Source organism: Corticimicrobacter populi, from assembly GCF_003123725.1.
Lineage (GTDB): Bacteria > Pseudomonadota > Gammaproteobacteria > Burkholderiales > Burkholderiaceae_B > Corticimicrobacter > Corticimicrobacter populi.
The window spans coordinates 1-15,461 of sequence record NZ_QETA01000001.1 but is presented as its reverse complement, the minus strand read 5'-3'; the positions used below and the strand labels follow the sequence as shown (position 1 = coordinate 15,461).

General features: G+C 58.9%; 16 protein-coding genes and 1 tRNA gene. 13 read left to right on the top strand and 4 right to left on the bottom strand.

Annotation, left to right across the window (positions count from 1 at the left end; genetic code table 11):
* The first annotated feature begins 20 nt into the window (after nucleotides 1–20).
* The 10 genes from DD235_RS00080 to cyoE all read left to right on the top strand — a co-directional run bounded on the left by DD235_RS00080 (nucleotide 21) and on the right by cyoE (nucleotide 8,284).
* Nucleotides 21–1,088, top strand: a complete 1,068-nt coding sequence (locus tag DD235_RS00080) for a DUF4392 domain-containing protein (RefSeq protein WP_109060044.1) — start codon at nucleotides 21–23, stop codon at nucleotides 1,086–1,088.
* The gene (locus DD235_RS00075) at nucleotides 1,085–1,567 is read left to right on the top strand and encodes a RidA family protein (protein WP_109060043.1); all 483 of its coding nucleotides are present in this window, start codon (nucleotides 1,085–1,087) and stop codon (nucleotides 1,565–1,567) included. The genes DD235_RS00080 and DD235_RS00075 overlap by 4 nt, the downstream gene beginning before the upstream one ends.
* A gap of 131 nt (nucleotides 1,568–1,698) precedes the next feature.
* Nucleotides 1,699–1,774: transfer RNA gene (locus DD235_RS00070), tRNA-Lys, on the top strand.
* A gap of 86 nt (nucleotides 1,775–1,860) precedes the next feature.
* Nucleotides 1,861–2,022, top strand: coding sequence for a hypothetical protein (locus DD235_RS16780; protein ID WP_155574600.1), 162 nt, complete (start codon nucleotides 1,861–1,863; stop codon nucleotides 2,020–2,022).
* Between the two features lie 173 nt (nucleotides 2,023–2,195).
* Nucleotides 2,196–3,056 (top strand): hypothetical protein, encoded by an 861-nt coding sequence (locus tag DD235_RS00065; RefSeq protein ID WP_109060042.1) that lies wholly within the window; start codon nucleotides 2,196–2,198, stop codon nucleotides 3,054–3,056.
* Nucleotides 3,057–3,488: 432 nt separating this feature from the next.
* Complete coding sequence (gene cyoA, locus DD235_RS00060; protein ID WP_109060041.1) at nucleotides 3,489–4,397, top strand: ubiquinol oxidase subunit II; 909 nt, start codon at nucleotides 3,489–3,491, stop codon at nucleotides 4,395–4,397.
* Nucleotides 4,398–4,403: 6 nt separating this feature from the next.
* Nucleotides 4,404–6,377 carry a cytochrome o ubiquinol oxidase subunit I gene (gene cyoB / locus DD235_RS00055; protein WP_109060040.1) on the top strand — a complete coding sequence of 658 codons (1,974 nt, stop codon included), beginning with the start codon at nucleotides 4,404–4,406 and terminating at the stop codon, nucleotides 6,375–6,377.
* Between the two features lie 5 nt (nucleotides 6,378–6,382).
* Complete coding sequence (gene cyoC, locus DD235_RS00050; protein WP_109060039.1) at nucleotides 6,383–7,024, top strand: cytochrome o ubiquinol oxidase subunit III; 642 nt, start codon at nucleotides 6,383–6,385, stop codon at nucleotides 7,022–7,024.
* 2 nt (nucleotides 7,025–7,026) lie between these two features.
* A complete protein-coding gene (gene cyoD, locus DD235_RS00045; protein WP_109060038.1) occupies nucleotides 7,027–7,359 on the top strand; it encodes a cytochrome o ubiquinol oxidase subunit IV in 333 nt (110 codons plus the stop codon).
* Nucleotides 7,360–7,378: 19 nt separating this feature from the next.
* The gene (cyoE, locus tag DD235_RS00040; protein WP_109060037.1) at nucleotides 7,379–8,284 is read left to right on the top strand and encodes a heme o synthase; all 906 of its coding nucleotides are present in this window, start codon (nucleotides 7,379–7,381) and stop codon (nucleotides 8,282–8,284) included.
* 146 nt (nucleotides 8,285–8,430) lie between these two features.
* Here the strand turns inward: cyoE and DD235_RS00035 are convergent, their stop codons facing one another.
* Together DD235_RS00035 and DD235_RS00030 are read right to left on the bottom strand one after the other, a co-directional pair.
* The gene (locus DD235_RS00035; protein WP_109060036.1) at nucleotides 8,431–9,045 is read right to left on the bottom strand and encodes a DUF6436 domain-containing protein; all 615 of its coding nucleotides are present in this window, start codon (nucleotides 9,043–9,045) and stop codon (nucleotides 8,431–8,433) included.
* The gene (locus DD235_RS00030) at nucleotides 9,032–9,304 is read right to left on the bottom strand and encodes a hypothetical protein (RefSeq protein WP_109060035.1); all 273 of its coding nucleotides are present in this window, start codon (nucleotides 9,302–9,304) and stop codon (nucleotides 9,032–9,034) included. The genes DD235_RS00035 and DD235_RS00030 overlap by 14 nt, the downstream gene beginning before the upstream one ends.
* 238 nt (nucleotides 9,305–9,542) lie before the next feature.
* Here DD235_RS00030 and DD235_RS00025 point away from each other — a divergent pair, with 238 nt between their 5' ends.
* Nucleotides 9,543–10,301: a sulfite exporter TauE/SafE family protein gene (locus DD235_RS00025; RefSeq protein ID WP_109060034.1), complete on the top strand. Its 759-nt coding sequence runs from the start codon at nucleotides 9,543–9,545 to the stop codon at nucleotides 10,299–10,301.
* Between the two features lie 3 nt (nucleotides 10,302–10,304).
* Here DD235_RS00025 and DD235_RS00020 read toward each other — a convergent pair whose 3' ends face one another.
* Entirely contained in the window at nucleotides 10,305–12,233 is a 1,929-nt protein-coding gene (locus DD235_RS00020; RefSeq protein ID WP_162300374.1) for a methyl-accepting chemotaxis protein, read from the bottom strand.
* A gap of 210 nt (nucleotides 12,234–12,443) precedes the next feature.
* Nucleotides 12,444–13,328: a LysR family transcriptional regulator gene (locus tag DD235_RS00015; protein ID WP_109060032.1), complete on the bottom strand. Its 885-nt coding sequence runs from the start codon at nucleotides 13,326–13,328 to the stop codon at nucleotides 12,444–12,446.
* A 150-nt stretch (nucleotides 13,329–13,478) separates the two neighbouring features.
* On the opposite strand from DD235_RS00015, the gene DD235_RS00010 reads away from it, so the two are divergent.
* Complete coding sequence (locus DD235_RS00010) at nucleotides 13,479–14,282, top strand: dioxygenase family protein (protein WP_109060031.1); 804 nt, start codon at nucleotides 13,479–13,481, stop codon at nucleotides 14,280–14,282.
* 112 nt (nucleotides 14,283–14,394) lie between these two features.
* Complete coding sequence (locus DD235_RS00005; RefSeq protein WP_109060030.1) at nucleotides 14,395–14,811, top strand: DoxX family protein; 417 nt, start codon at nucleotides 14,395–14,397, stop codon at nucleotides 14,809–14,811.
* Nucleotides 14,812–15,461: the final 650 nt, after the last annotated feature.

Sequence of the window (15,461 nt, the reverse complement as noted above, 5' to 3'; positions counted from 1 at the left end):
TTCAACACAAGGAATTCACCATGCTGAGCAAAGACAGCGCCACCTATCAGCGCGTGGCACAGACCATCGACGACTTCATGAGCCTGGACCTGACCGGCGTCGGCTCCATCCGCCATATCCGGGATGCCGTGCAGCGACGCCAGCCCGGCTTCAACTGCATGGGCGCGGCGGAAGTGATCGCCACCCGCCTGCGCGACCAACCTGGCCCCGTACTGATCATCACCGGCTTTCCCGAGGGCGGCGGTGTGCCCGAAACCGATGGCCCGGTCGGAGCGGCGCTGCTGGCACGCGCCCTGTTCCTGGGTTTCGGCGTTCACTCCATCATCGCCATCGACCACGACTGGGATGCCATGATGCGCGCCACCTGCATGGGCGCAGGCCTCTCCCCACGCAACCTGCCTGCCGACGGACAGGCCGTCGGTATCGATTTCCTGCGGCCAGTCTATATCCGTTCGCTGGAGAAGGATGACACGCGCTGCCATGCGGCAGCCCACGAACTGATCGAAACCAGCCGGCCCGCCCTGGTCATCTCCATCGAACGTCCGGGTGCCAACGCCAACGGACTCTATCACGGCCTGGGCGGACGCCCGCTGGACGGCATGGTGGGCGATGCCGACTACCTGTTCAACCTGGCAAAGCAGCATGGCATCCCCACCATCGGCATCGGTGATGGCGGCAATGAGCTTGGCATGGGCGTCATTGCCCAGGACCTGCCCACCTTCTCGCCCAAGGCCCGCGACTGCGGCATTCCAGGTCGCGGCGGCGTCGCGGCAGCCAATGCCGCGGATCATCTGGTCATCTCCAACGTATCAAACTGGGGGGCCACCGGCCTGATTGCCGCACTGACCGCCCTGCTCGAAAATCCCACCGTATTCCATGATGCCGAACTGGAACGTCGCAGCATTGAGCTGTGCGTAGGCAATGGCGGCGTGGACGGCATGTTCATGGCACCAGAACCTGCCGTCGATGGCATTCATGTCGATGAATGGGTCGGCCTGGTGCATACCCTGCGCGCCACTGTACTGCGCACCCTCGGCCACACCATCAACTGGAAGGGTGACCAGGGCGACTGGAGACAGATCAAATGAGCCAGCCGTCAGAGAACGACCGTCTGCGCCAGCGACTGACCGAACTCGGGCTGTCGTTGCCGGACGCCACGATTCCCCAGGGAGCCTATGTTCCCTATGTCCGCAGTGGCAACCTCCTGTTCGTGGCGGGACAAGGCCCGCGCCTGAATGGCATGCTGCATCATACCGGCCCTGCCGACAGTGCCGACCTGCCTTCCAGTCAGGAGGCAGCCCGCATCTGCGCGCTCAATGTCCTGGCGCAGGCGGCACACGCCTGCTCGGGCGATCTGGGTCGCATCGAGCGCATCGTGCGGCTGGCTGGCCTGGTGCATTGCGATGCAACCTTCACGGCACACGCCAGCGTACTCGACGGTGCCTCCACGCTCTTTCTCGATCTGTTCGGAGAGCGAGGCCGGCATGCCCGCATTGCCAGCGGCGCAGTCTCTCTGCCCTCCGGCATGCGCGTAGAAATAGAAGCCGTCATCGCACTGCGAGATTGATCATCGCACTACGGAATTGAGACTGACCGCATAAAAATTTGCAGAAAAGACGAAATTATTTGCACAGCACAAAAAAAACATGTATAGTTTCGCCTTCTCGAGCTGCAACACACATTGCAGTTACGCAGATCGGGCTGTTAGCTCAGTTGGTAGAGCAGCGGACTCTTAATCCGTAGGTCGAGTGTTCGAGCCACTCACAGCCCACCAGGTTATCTCGCACAAGGCGGCTTTCAGCCGCCTTGTTGCTTTTCTGCCGGACGCTTTGCCGGATTCTCCGACACCCGACGCCCGCCATGCCCACGCTCAGGACTCCGTACCAGCGACGCATTCTGCAAAACCGGTTCGCCGGACGCGGACGCTTCACCTTCGGTGTCGTGCTCCACACTCGCTTCAGGCTGCTCAGCCTGCAGGAACTGGCTTTTCGCTCTCTCTTTGCCCGCGCCAAACCAGGCTGATCGTTCGCGCACGCACCTTCCCCCTGCCGATGATGCCTCGGGCCATCCTGCCCTGACGCACCACACCCGCGACCCTGCCCTTTCGCCGCGTCACCGCGCCGAGGCAATGCACGCCCACAGCGACCCGAGATGAACACGCTGCCGCGCCTGCACACACGAGATACCGAAGCCCCATGCAACTCACCAAGAATTTCGTCAAAGCCAAGCAACCCTGCGCCGCCGGCTTTCGCTGGTTCATCCGCAATCGCAACGGTCAGGGCGAATATCAGCAATTGCTTGACGACCTCGTCGCCGAGAACCGCATCGACGACGCCCTCTGGCTACTCGATCAGTTTGGCCCGATTGACGCCGTACGCACACTCGACAGCCTGGAGGCCAATGCCGTCATTTTTGCCGGCGAACTGCGCATCCGCCAGGGCATCGAGGTTGACACCATCGTGCGAGCCGGCCGCAGCATCCACACCCAGGGCAGTATCCGCGCACAAGGCAACATCATCGCCGGCCGCGACATCCGGGCCGAAGGCGGCATCCGCTGCGATGGCAACCTGCAGGTCGCCGGCGACCTGCACACTGGCTGGAGCCTGGACATCGGCCAGACACTGAACTGCCGCGGCCTGATCAAAGCGCGGCGCGACATCCGGGTCGAAGGTGCCTTGCAGGCGGAAGGCGACCTGCATGCCGGCGAAGACATCGACAGCGGCGGCCCGCTGTCGTGCAACGGCGGCATCAAGGCTGGCGGCAACGTCATCGGTGGTGCCGGAATTCACACACAGCGCGGCATCATGGCCGGCCAGGATATCCGCTGCGCGGACCACCTCGACGCCCGCTGGGGGATCCTGGCTCGCGGCGACATCCTGGCGGGCGGCAGCATTCGCGCCGGAGAGGGCATCGAAGCCGGCGGTCAGCTGCAAGCCGGCGAAGGGCACGGCATCTATGCCGGCCTGTCCGTGCGCCAGGATACCTGGCCCGCCTCCGCCTTGGTGCGTGCCCAATCCAGGCCCCCACTACTCCTGAGCGGCCACTGGCAATCCTGAACCTTCTTTCTCACGCCCATAAGACACATATAGAAATATATAGTTTCTAAAAAATATACGGAGAAAAAGGCTGGATGATGTGTATCATTGACTTCTGCGCACTTTTTCGGTCTGTAAAAAAATTTGATATAGATCAAAGCAATTCTTTGTTTTAAAAGATTTTTTTTACAGACCTGCATTCCTCTCCGGCACCTCATCCTGCCCACCCAAGGCGTCTCCCTGCATTCTCCGTACATTGGGTCGTAACATCGGTGCCGCTCATGAGCCGCCGATATTTTGTATAGTCGTGCCTGCACGCGCCGCTCATCCCTGATGGCGGCTTTTTGCATGTCGTGTCGCTGCATACATTCATACATGCATGCCGGCCACAGCAAGAGCATGAAAACAAATGCGTTTCCGAACGATTGTTTATATATCTCAGGATCTTTCCATATGAAACACCACTGCCGGACATTATGGCGAAGCGCACTTGCGCTATTGATCGCTTCCGGTCTGAGCGGCTGCTCGGACTGGGTGCTCTTCAATTCAAAAGGCGAGATCGGGATCGCCCAACGCGACCTGATCATTACTGCCGTCGGCCTGATGCTGATCGTCGTGATCCCAGCCATTTTGCTGACCTTCGTATTTGCCTGGAAATACCGCGCATCCAACAAGAATGCAAAATACACACCTGACTGGTCACATTCCACCAAGGTTGAAATCGTGGTCTGGGGCATACCGCTGCTGATCATCTTCACACTGGCCATCATCGTCTGGAAGAGCACGCATGCGCTCGACCCGTTCAAGCCGCTGGAGTCCGATCGCCAGCCCGTCGTCATCGACGTGATCGCAACGGACTGGAAGTGGGTGTTCGTCTACCCTGAGCAAGGCATCGCTACGGTCAACGAGATCGCCTTCCCGGAAAACACGCCGATTGCCTTCAACATCACCTCCAACGGGCCGATGAACTCGTTCTTCATTCCCCAGCTGGGCGGTCAGATCTACGCCATGGCCGGGATGCGCACCCAATTGCACCTGATCGCCAATGAGGCGGGTGTCTATGATGGCATTTCCAGCAATTACAGCGGCAGTGGCTTCTCGGGCATGAAATTCAAGGCGCACGCTCTGAGCGACGCCGGTTTCGAAGAGTGGGTCCAGAAGGTCAAGGCCAGCGAGCAGGGCCTGGACTTCGAAGGCTACAAGCAGCTCGCTCAGCCGAGCAAGGACCACCCCGTGACCTATTACGGCAATGTGCAGCCCGGTCTGTTCAAGCAAGTCATCGACCAGTTCATCGGCGTGGGTGCCAACACCCGGGACCGCCTGGACATCGGCGACGCCCCCCAGTCCGGTTCGGAGGAGTAATCAACCATGTTCGGCAAGCTAACCCTGGATGCCATCCCCCTTCACGACCCGATCATCATCGTTACGCTGATCGCCATCGTGCTGGGCGGTATCGCCGTCGTCGGCGGCATCACCTATTTCAAGAAGTGGACCTGGCTGTGGAAGGAGTGGTTTACCACGGTCGACCACAAGCGCATCGGGATCATGTACATCATCGTGGCCATCATCATGCTGGTGCGCGGCTTTGCCGACGCCATCATGATGCGCACGCAACTGATGCTGGCCCACGGCGGCAGCGACGGCTTCCTGCCCCCGCACCACTATGACCAGATCTTCTCGGCGCACGGCGTCATCATGATCTTCTTCGTCGCAACGCCGCTGGTGACAGGCCTGATGAACATCGTCATGCCGCTGCAGATCGGTGCCCGCGACGTGGCATTTCCCTACCTCAACGCGCTCAGCTTCTGGCTGTTCGTGGGCGGCGTCATCCTTGTGATGCTGTCGCTGGGTGTGGGTGAGTTCGCCCAGTCCGGCTGGGTGGCCTATCCGCCACTTTCGGGGATCGATCTCAGTCCAAGTGTCGGCGTCGATTACTACATCTGGTCATTGCAGCTATCCGGGCTGGGTACCCTGCTGACCGGCGTCAACCTGTTCGTGACCATCCTCAAGATGCGCACGCCGGGCATGACCCTGATGAAGATGCCCATCTTCACCTGGACCACCCTGGTCACCTGCGTGATCATCGTCGCCGCCTTCCCGATCCTCACAGTCGCACTCGGCATGCTGTCGCTGGATCGCTACCTCGACATGAATTTCTTCACGGCCGGCATGGGCGGCAACGCCATGATGTACGTGAACCTGTTCTGGGCCTGGGGCCACCCCGAGGTGTACATCCTGGTACTGCCGGCTTTCGGTGTGTTCTCTGAAGTCGTTTCGACCTTTGCCCGCAAGAAGCTGTTCGGCTACAAATCCATGGTCGGTGCTACCGTCGCCATCGGCCTGCTGTCGTTCATCGTCTGGCTGCACCACTTCTTCACCATGGGTTCGGGGGCCAACGTCAACGCCTTCTTCGGCATCATGACAATGATCATCGCCATTCCGACCGGCGTAAAGATCTTCACCTGGCTGTTCACCATGTACCAGGGCCGCGTCGAGTTCAAGACGCCCATGCTCTGGACCCTGGGCTTTCTGGTCACCTTCAGCATCGGCGGCATGACCGGCGTTCTGCTGGCCGTGCCGGGTGCCGACTTCCTGCTGCACAACAGCTTGTTCCTGGTGGCCCACTTCCACAACACCATCATCGGTGGCGCGGTATTCGGCTATCTGGCCGGCATCACCTTCTGGTTCCCGAAGGCATTCGGCTTCAAGCTCAATGAACGTCTGGGCCGCTACTCCTTCTGGTGCTGGATCATCGGCTTCTACCTGGCCTTCATGCCGCTGTACATGCTCGGCTTCATGGGCATGACCCGCCGTCTGAACAGCTACGACAACCCGGCCTGGGTCCCCTACCTGACCGTGGCATGGGTAGGCGCGCTGTTCATCCTGGCAGGTATCGGCTTCTTCATCCTGCAGCTCTACGTCAGCATCCGCGACCGCAAGCAGAACATGGACGTCACCGGCGATCCGTGGGATGGTCGCACGCTGGAGTGGTCCACCGCCTCGCCGCCGCCGTTCTACAACTTCGCCGTGCTGCCCAAGGTGGATTCCATTGACGCGTTCTATGAAGCCAAGCAACGTGGCCTGCCGCCCGCGCCCAGCCACTATGCACCGATCCACATGCCGCGCAACACAGGCAATCCATTCGTGGTTTCAATGCTGCTGACCGTGATGTGCTTCGCCCTGATCTGGCACATCTGGTGGCTGGTCGGTGCCTCGTTCGTCGGTGCGATCGTGGCCTATATCGTGCGCACCTATGACCAGGACGTGGACTACTACGTCCCGTCCGAAGAGGTCGCACGCATCGAGCACCAGCATATCCAAGCCCAAGCAACCCAGGCGTAAGAGACATGTCAAGTCAAACCCTACATCACTCTGCCGCGACCCCTGCCTCCGGGCAGGAGCACGGCCACGACCACGAGCACCACGACTCGGGATCCACCTCCGTCTTCGGTTTCTGGATCTACCTGATGTCGGACTGCGTTCTGTTCGGCACCCTCTTCGCGGTCTTCGCCGTGCTGAGCAATGCCTTCGCGGGCGGCCCGACCAGCGTCGAGCTGTTTGGCCAGCAATTGCCCTTCGTGCTGACCGAAACCTTCGTGCTGCTGTTCTCGAGCATCACCTACGGCTTCGCCATGCTGGCCATGCACCGCAATGACCGTTCCGGCGTACTGAAGTGGCTCTGCGTCACTTTCGTGCTGGGAGCCACCTTCATCTGCATGGAACTCTATGAGTTCCATCACCTGATCGAAAACGGCAACGGTCCGAGCCGCAGCGCCTACCTGTCGGCCTTCTTCACGCTGGTCGGCACCCACGGCGCGCACGTTTTCAGTGGTCTGATCTGGATGGCCGTCATGATTCATCAGGTATCGAGCCGCGGCCTGACCGCCTCGAACCAGACCCGCCTGAACTGCCTGAGCATCTTCTGGCACTTCCTGGACGTGGTCTGGATCTGCGTGTTCACTGTTGTCTACCTGATGGGAGTGCTGTAATCATGTCGCACGAACATACCACCCCCGCCGGCGAAAGCCACGGCTCGACCAAGTCGTACATCGTCGGCTTCATCCTGTCGGCGGTCCTGACGCTGATCCCGTTTGGCCTGGTGATGTACGGCGTGCTGCCCAAGCCTGTCACGCTGTTGCTGATCGTGGCTTTCGCCGTGATCCAGATCGTGGTTCAACTGGTGTATTTCCTGCACATGAACCGCCATTCCGAAAGCGGCTGGAACCTGATGAGTTTCATCTTCACGGTCGTCATCGTCGTCATCGTTGTCGTGCTCTCGATCTGGATTATCTGGAACATGCACTACAACATGATGATTCACTGAGCGCACATGCGCGGATGCAATGCTTAAACGCTATCTGAAGCTCATCAAGCCAGGCATCGTCGTCGGCAACCTGATTTCGGTTGCCGGCGGTTTCTTCCTGGCATCCAAGGGCGACATCGACCTGGCACTCGGGTTCTGGACCGCGCTCGGCGTATCGCTGGTCATTGCGTCCGGGTGCGTATTCAACAACTACATCGACCGCGATATCGACGGCCTGATGTCGCGCACCCGCAACCGCGAACTGGTGCGCGGCCTGGTGTCACCGCGCAATGCACTGATCTATGCCTGTGTCCTGGGCTTGGCCGGTGTAGCGGTGCTGTATCTGGCCACGGCCAGCCTGCTGCCCGTGGCGCTGGTACTGATCGGATTCCTGATCTACGTGGGCGTGTACAGCCTCTACATGAAGCGCCATTCGACCTACGGCACACTGATCGGCAGCCTGTCCGGAGCCACGCCGCCCGTGGTCGGCTACTGCGCCGTGACCAACGAGTTCGATGCCGGTGCGGCGATCCTGCTGCTGATTTTCAGCCTGTGGCAGATGCCCCACTCCTACGCCATCGCGATTTTCCGCTTCAACGATTACCAGGCCGCCTCGATCCCGGTGCTGCCGGTGCGCAAGGGGGTTTCCACCGCCAAGCACCATATCGTCTTCTACGTTGCGGCATTCGTGGCAGCCACACTGATGCTGGCCGTCAGCGGCTACGCCGGCACCAGCTATTTCGTGGTGGTGGCTGCCAGTGGCAGCTACTGGCTCTGGCTGGCGATCTCTGGCTACCGTGCACCAGACGACCGAGTCTGGGCACGCAAGCTGTTCGTCTACTCGATTGCCATGGTGATGGTGCTGAGCATCATGATGTCGGTTGATTCCCAGGTCGGCAATCTGGTCGCGCCCATCAATGCAGCCCTCGAGGTCCCTCTGGGCTGAGTCGGATAAATATCATCAGACGATATCATCGGGGCGGCCATATGGCCGCCCCGATGCTTTTCTGGCAGTCGTCTGTCATAACATGCCAGGATCTCATGCTTCATAGATGACTGCCACCTTGCATAAACAGACCGAACTGTGCAGCCTCAGGATCCGACCATGCTCCCCTCACCCCAGGGGCAGTAGCAGCCCACGGCCAGGAACCCCTTGGGGGTAACCTTGCGCCCGGCAATCAGCGCATCGATGATCGGCTCCACGAAGCTGTTGCTGGAGTTGCAGATCAGCCCCTCGCTATAGGGGCCGGCATAGGCCAGGTTGCCATCACGATCCCATATGGCCATGGCAGGACTGGCAGGCAGTGTCTCGATCCCCTGGATCGTCTCCAACGGTGTCAGCTTGCCCTGCAGGAAAGGGGCAAGCTCACCTGTCGTACCCGGTTTCTGTACGCTATAGAAATCGATACCGGCCGAACGATACATGCCGATCAGGTAATTGAGATGGGCATCGGTTTCCTTGTTGCAGCTGCGGCAACCCGGATCCCAGAAATGCACGATGCGGATATTGCCGGGCCCACTGATGGCAGCAGGCAGGCTCAACCCCTCGCCCTCGAAAATCACCACCTGCTCGGTACTGAACTCACGCAGGTTGGATACGCCGGTCCGTTTCCAGAGAAACAGGCTGCTGGCGGTCAGCACGATCACCACCACCACGATGGCAATCACCAGGGCGCGACGCGAAGGCGTAATCCTATTGTGTTGCATTGGGGAACTTGAACCTGAATTGTTTTTCCATCTCGCGGCAGCTGGCTCCCAGAAACTCACGGCGTTGCGGCGTGATATCGGGACGCGCCAGTTGCTGGCGACATACCAGGATCGCCTGCCATTCCTGCGCCTCGACCTCGGCGGTCTGGGGACGGGAAATCACATAGATGATGATGCCGAACACCAACCCCATGAACGCCAGGCCGCCCAGCATCAGCCACAGACAGCCTTTTTTATTACGCCACTCTGCAGCGTCCATGATGATCCTTTTCCGACATGCCAAAAGGGGAAAAGTGTAGCAGAGCGCCCGGCACCTGCTGCCACTATTCCCTGCCAGGATTGAGGTTAAGAAAACAGAGCCAGCGCGCTTTCCCGAGCAGCAAGGCCCGACTTCTGCAAACGCAGTAAAATCCTTCCCTTTCCGTGACGGTGGCCGGCCCGTCCCGCACCGTATCACCCTCCATGCCACGCTGGCGGCATCCAAGGATTACGCCATCATGGAATGGCTTGTCATTTCCGTTGCTTCCCTGTTCGCCGGTTTCGTCGATGCCATCGTGGGCGGCGGCGGACTGATTCTGGTACCGGCCCTCTTTGCCGTATTCCCGACTACGGCCCCTGCCACGCTGTTCGGCACCAACAAGACAGGCTCCATATGGGGAACGGCACTCTCGGCATGGCGCTATGCACGGCGCGTCGAATTCGACTGGCCCACACTGTGGCCGGCACTGGCCGCCGCCTTCCTGGGATCGCTCTTCGGCTCATGGGTGGTGACCATGATCTCGGCCGACTTCATGCGCAAGCTGCTGCCATTCATCCTGCTGGCCGTGCTGCTCTATACACTGGCCCGCAAGGACATGGGACAAGTCCACAAGCCCCTGCAGTCGGCCGCACGCAGCCTGGTGCTGGGGTGCGCCATCGGCCTGCTGATCGGCTTCTACGACGGCTTCTTCGGCCCCGGCACCGGCAGCTTTTTCGTATTCGCCCTGGTGCGGCTGCTTGGCTACGATTTCCTCAACGCCTCGGCCAACGCCAAGCTGCTCAACATTGCCACCAACCTGGCCACCATCATCCTGCTCGGCTTCAAGGGCTATATCTGGTGGCACCTGATGCTGCCGCTGGCTGCCGCCAACCTGGTCGGCAGCTTCCTGGGGACCTATATGGCACTGCGCTATGGTGCCGGCTTCGTACGCTGGATTTTCATCGGTGTAGTGTCGTTATTGATCATGCGCACGGCGTATGATGCGTTCCTGCGCTGACAATCACCCTCCGATCCGTGGTGGCAATCCGCGATCCAGCCTGAAAGCCACAACAGCCTCCGCCAGCGCATGCGTCTGATCACGAAGATTGGTCGCAGCCGCAGCGGCCTGCTCGACCAGTGCCGCATTCTGCTGGGTAATATCATCGATTTGCGTCACAGCCTGATTGACCTGAGTAATGCCAGTCGTCTGTTCGCCGCTGGCCGTATCGATTTCCACGATCAGATCGGCCACCTGACGAATCGAGCTGACTACCTGCCCCATGGTATTGCCTACCCCTTCGATACAGGCACTACCCTGATTCACCTCCTGTAACGAGGCATTGATCAGCGTCCGGATCTCCTGGGCAGCATTCGCCGAACGTTGCGCCAGCGTCCGCACTTCAGCCGCCACGACGGCAAAACCACGCCCCTGCTCCCCGGCGCGGGCAGACTCGACCGAGGCATTCAATGCCAGGATATTGGTCTGGAAGGCAATGCTCTCGATCACACCGATGATATCGACCATGCGCCGCGAGCTCTGGTTGATCGCCTGCATGAGGGAAACTGCCTGCTCCACCTCGCTACCGCTGCGCCCTGCCAGCTCCGCTGCGGCCACAGCCAGCTCACTGGCCTGGCGGGCATTGCCAGCATTCTGCTGCACGGTAGCGGTCAGCTCCTCGATAGAAGCAGCCGTTTCTTCCAGACTGGAGGCCTGGGATTCCGTCCGGCTCGACAGGTCCATATTGCCGTGGGCAATTTCGGCGGCTGCCAGATCGATACTGTCGACACTGGTACGCACCTGCCTGACCACTGCGGAAAGACTTTCGCTCATGGCATTGAGAGCCTGCAGCAACTGGGCAGGCTCATCCCGCCCTGTAACCTCGGCCCTGGCAGTCAGGTCGCACGCAGCCACCTGGCTGGCCATTGCAACCGAGGTCGCTATCGGACGGGTAATCGAACGGATCACCAACAGCGTGACCCACCCCGCCAGCAGTGCCATGACCAGCAAGCCCCCCAACAGCCAGGCAGCATCGCGCTGCAAATGATCGACCCGCTCCGACAGCAGGTGCTCCAGCTCGACAATAACATCGTCCACCACTCGATACTGCACATCGATGGCCCGCGTCATGGCATCGAAATACGGTTGCGAAGGCGCTACCAACGTCGCGGCCGAGAGAATCTGCCCGTTGACTAGAACCAGCGCCTCCCTTGCCTGCTCTGCGGCTTGCCGGGTCTTGGCCTGCAAAGTCGAGCGCAGATCGGCATCCAGCGCATAGGCCTTGTCAAACGCACGCTGGGTCTGCTGCAGATATTCGTCCGCGCGTTGCACAATGCCACCCAGTGCAAGCCGGTCCTGATCAGAGGCTTTGCCCAGCACCAGCAAGCGCGCGCCCTGTGCCCGCGCCTTGCCGAGTTCTTCCGACAACAGTGGCAATGAAACAAATGCCCCCTGGATCAGTGCATCGACCTCGAGTGCGTCATCCAGGCTGAGCCCGTAGATATCGAGAATGCGATCCCCCATCGAGAACAGAGCGTTGATGACATTGACATGCCCGGCAAAGCTCTCAGGGGCAGGAATTGTGCCCTGTTCGACACGGGCCTGCAGTTCGCGCCAGCGGGCTTGCACATCCTTCAGTTCCGGTAATAGCACTGCCACCTTTTCCGAAGCCTGCTCCAGAGTCTGCTGCAGTTGCCCCATTGCCTGCTCGATCTCCACCACGCGCTGGCGACGTTGCTCCTGGATGGCAGTATTGCCACTCAACAGAGATGCAGACATGCCGCGATGCTGTTGCAGGAGCCTGACCACAGCCAGCAATTGGTTGCTGGGTACCATGCCTTCCCACTCAAGCTGTTTCTGGGCAATCACGCCATAGGTACTGCCGAGGTACAGCGTGGTTGGCACACTGAACATGATCAGGCTCAGCACACTAATCAGGGCAAATTTGGCCAAGAGCGACCAATTTCCAAGCAACTTCGTCATAGACAGGGACTCCGGTTCTGCAACCGGACTACCTGCAGGGGTGCAAATATATTCGGCTGCTCTTATCCGATATCATTTAAATATGGAATGTTTTGTAATATATAGCTCAACATTGGTATACAGTTCTTTGAGCAGCAGCACATTACACGTTCATTTCTTCAGGCTTTCAGACTGACATCATCAGTGGTTGAGTGCCTGCGTCAGGTAGTCCACCATATGCCTGACCTTGAGTGACAGTTGTCGCCTGGATGGAAACACCGCATAAACTCCCAGCTCCTGAGTCTTGTAATTCGGCAGCAATTCAATCAACTCCCCCCGGCGCACATCGGCCCCCAGAATAAAATCCGGCTGCAACGTAATGCCTCCGCCTTGCAGGGCAATCATCCGACAGGTATCTCCATTGTTGGACAGTACCTTGGGCCGTATCCGGGTACGCACCTGTCCCTCCGATCCCTGGAAATACCATTCCTCATGATTGGCCAGGAGCGTATAGGTCAGCGTGTCGTGATGCAGCAATTCGGCCGGCGTCGTGGGTGTGCCACGTCGGCGCAGGTAATCCGGCGAGGCACAAAGCATCATTCGCGTCGTGGCCAGACGACGACAGATCAGGCTGGAACTGGGCAGGGCACTGATTCGCACCGCCATGTCATAGCCCTCCTCGATCAGATCAACCACGCGATCATTGAGCGAAATATCCAGTTCTACCTTGGGATAGCGAGCCATGAACCCCGACCATAAGGGAGCCAGGCAGGTAATACCATACGACACGGGCACATTGATCCGAATCCGTCCTCCGGGCTCCAGTGCTCGCTCCGACACCGTACTTTCGGCCTCATCCATGGCATTGAGCACCTCGCGTGCCCGCTGGTAGAAAATCTGTCCCTCCTCGGTCAATGACAACCGGCGTGTTGTCCTCTGCAGCAATCGAACCCCAAGCCGCGACTCCAGCGCAACGATATGTCTCGATACCGCCGCCTTTGACATACCCAGCACATCTGCCGCACCGACGAAACTACCGGCATCCACAATAGCCACAAAGACTGTCATTTCAAGCGAACGACTCATATCCGTTACCTCCTGCTCCCAAATACTCAACAGGCTCAATTATCTCTTTTTTCACAACAATAAGTTCATAAAAAGTCTGTTTATCTTATTTTTTAAAACCAATAAAATTTTCACATCGAACTTGAAAGTTCATTACCCAAAGGATTCATCATGTCGAACCGCATGCCTGTCCTGTTTGTCTCCCATGGCGCGCCGACCTTCGCACTGGAACCCGGCCTGGCCGGTCCGGAGCTCACCCGACTGGGCCAACAACTGCCGGAACCCCGAGCCATCGTCGTTATTTCTGCACATTGGATGACGCGAGGAACCGTGGGAGTCACGACCAGTGCGCAACCCGCGACCATTCACGATTTCGGTGGCTTTCCTGCACCGCTCTACGCCCTGCAATACCCTGCAGCCGGCGCACCGGAGATCGCGGCACGTACCCTTGAGTTGCTGCAGCAGGCCGGCTGGCCCACCACGCCAGATGCCTCACGCGGTCTGGACCACGGTGCCTGGGTACCCTTGATGCATCTGTATCCGGATGCCCGGATTCCCGTAGTACAGGTATCGCTGCCCTATCCTTGCGATGCAGATACAGCATTGCGACTGGGCAAGAGCCTGGCTCCCTTGCGTGATGAAGGCGTATTGCTGATCGGCTCAGGCAGCCTGACGCACAACCTCTATGAAATTCGCCATCCGGGTAGCGATGCTTCCGAGTATGTACGTGAGTTCACAGATTGGACCCGCCGCCAAGTAGATGCACATGATATTTCGGCTCTGCTGGGTTATCGCAGGCTGGCCCCCGCGGCCGAACGCGCCCATCCCACAGAGGAGCACTTCCTACCGCTACTGGTTGCTGCTGGAGCCACCGGCGATGAAGAACCGACCACCATCATCGATGGCGGCGTGGATTATGGCGTCCTCGCCATGGACACCTACGTACTGGGAGAATTTTCCACAACCGCGTATTGATTTTATCCCTGCGCCTCAGCAGAACACGCTTTGTTTTTATCTGTTTGCGCCTCTCATTGGCAACACTTGCTTCATCATATTTTTCTAAATTCTGTCTTAACGGAGAATAACCATGATTGATACCCGCACCGCCCCTTATGCAGCCCTCGTCCTGCGACTGGCCCTCGGCCTGATGTTCCTGGCCCATGGGCTGACCAAACTGCTGGTCTTCACCCCCGCCGGCACGGCTGGCTTTTTCGAGTCAATCGGCTTTCCGGGCTGGACCGCCTATCCCGTCATTGCTTTTGAGGTCATCGGTGGAGCCTTCCTGATCCTGGGCGTCTTCGCCCGCTGGATTGCCGCCATTGCCGTTGTACAACTGTTTGCTGCTTCCTCTGTCCATTTCGGCAACGGCTGGGCCTTCGCCAACGCCAATGGCGGTTGGGAGTACCCGATTTTCCTGACGGCCGCGGCATTGGCCCTGGCATTGATCGGTGACGGCGCTTGGGCCTTGAAGCGTTCGGGCAGCAGCACCGACCACGCACGCTGAAACTGTCTTTCCGCTTGACTGCCGACTGACAACGCAACGCTGAGCAATTTCCTGACGGGCACCTCTGGTGCCCGTTTTTTATTGTCCCTTCCGCGGCAAGATCAATATGCCGAATCCGGAACTTTGTCTTTCGGCATACTGCCATCAAGACGTTTTCCATAACGACAGCAGCACAACAGGAAGCAGGCCACAGATGTCATCGCCAATACAAGACGGTCGGCGTGTTCTGACGGCGCGGGCTGTGGCACCGGGTCTTTGCTCAACGGTAACGCTATTGTGATTCGTGTTGACTCTGCAGTAGCTGGCTGACAGCTTTATCCGCATGCAATACCAGTGCAACTCAATGAAAACAGAGCGGATCGATAGTCACTGCATACGCCTTTTGCACCTATTGAGTGGCGTTCAATCCGCTGGCTAACGCTATTGATGCGATCAACACGTGGCGGCTGCAGACATTACGTCACGAGTTCTCTATAAGAACCCAGGAGGTATGGGCTGAGTAATAAACGCCCAGCAAGCATTCTTTTTTCTAATTTTTTCTTTCACCAAAAGCAAAAACCCCCAAGCGCGGAGCTTGGGGGTTTCTGGGAATAAAAGCTTGACGATGACCTACTTTCACAGGCGTAAACCAACTATCATCGGCGCGAAGG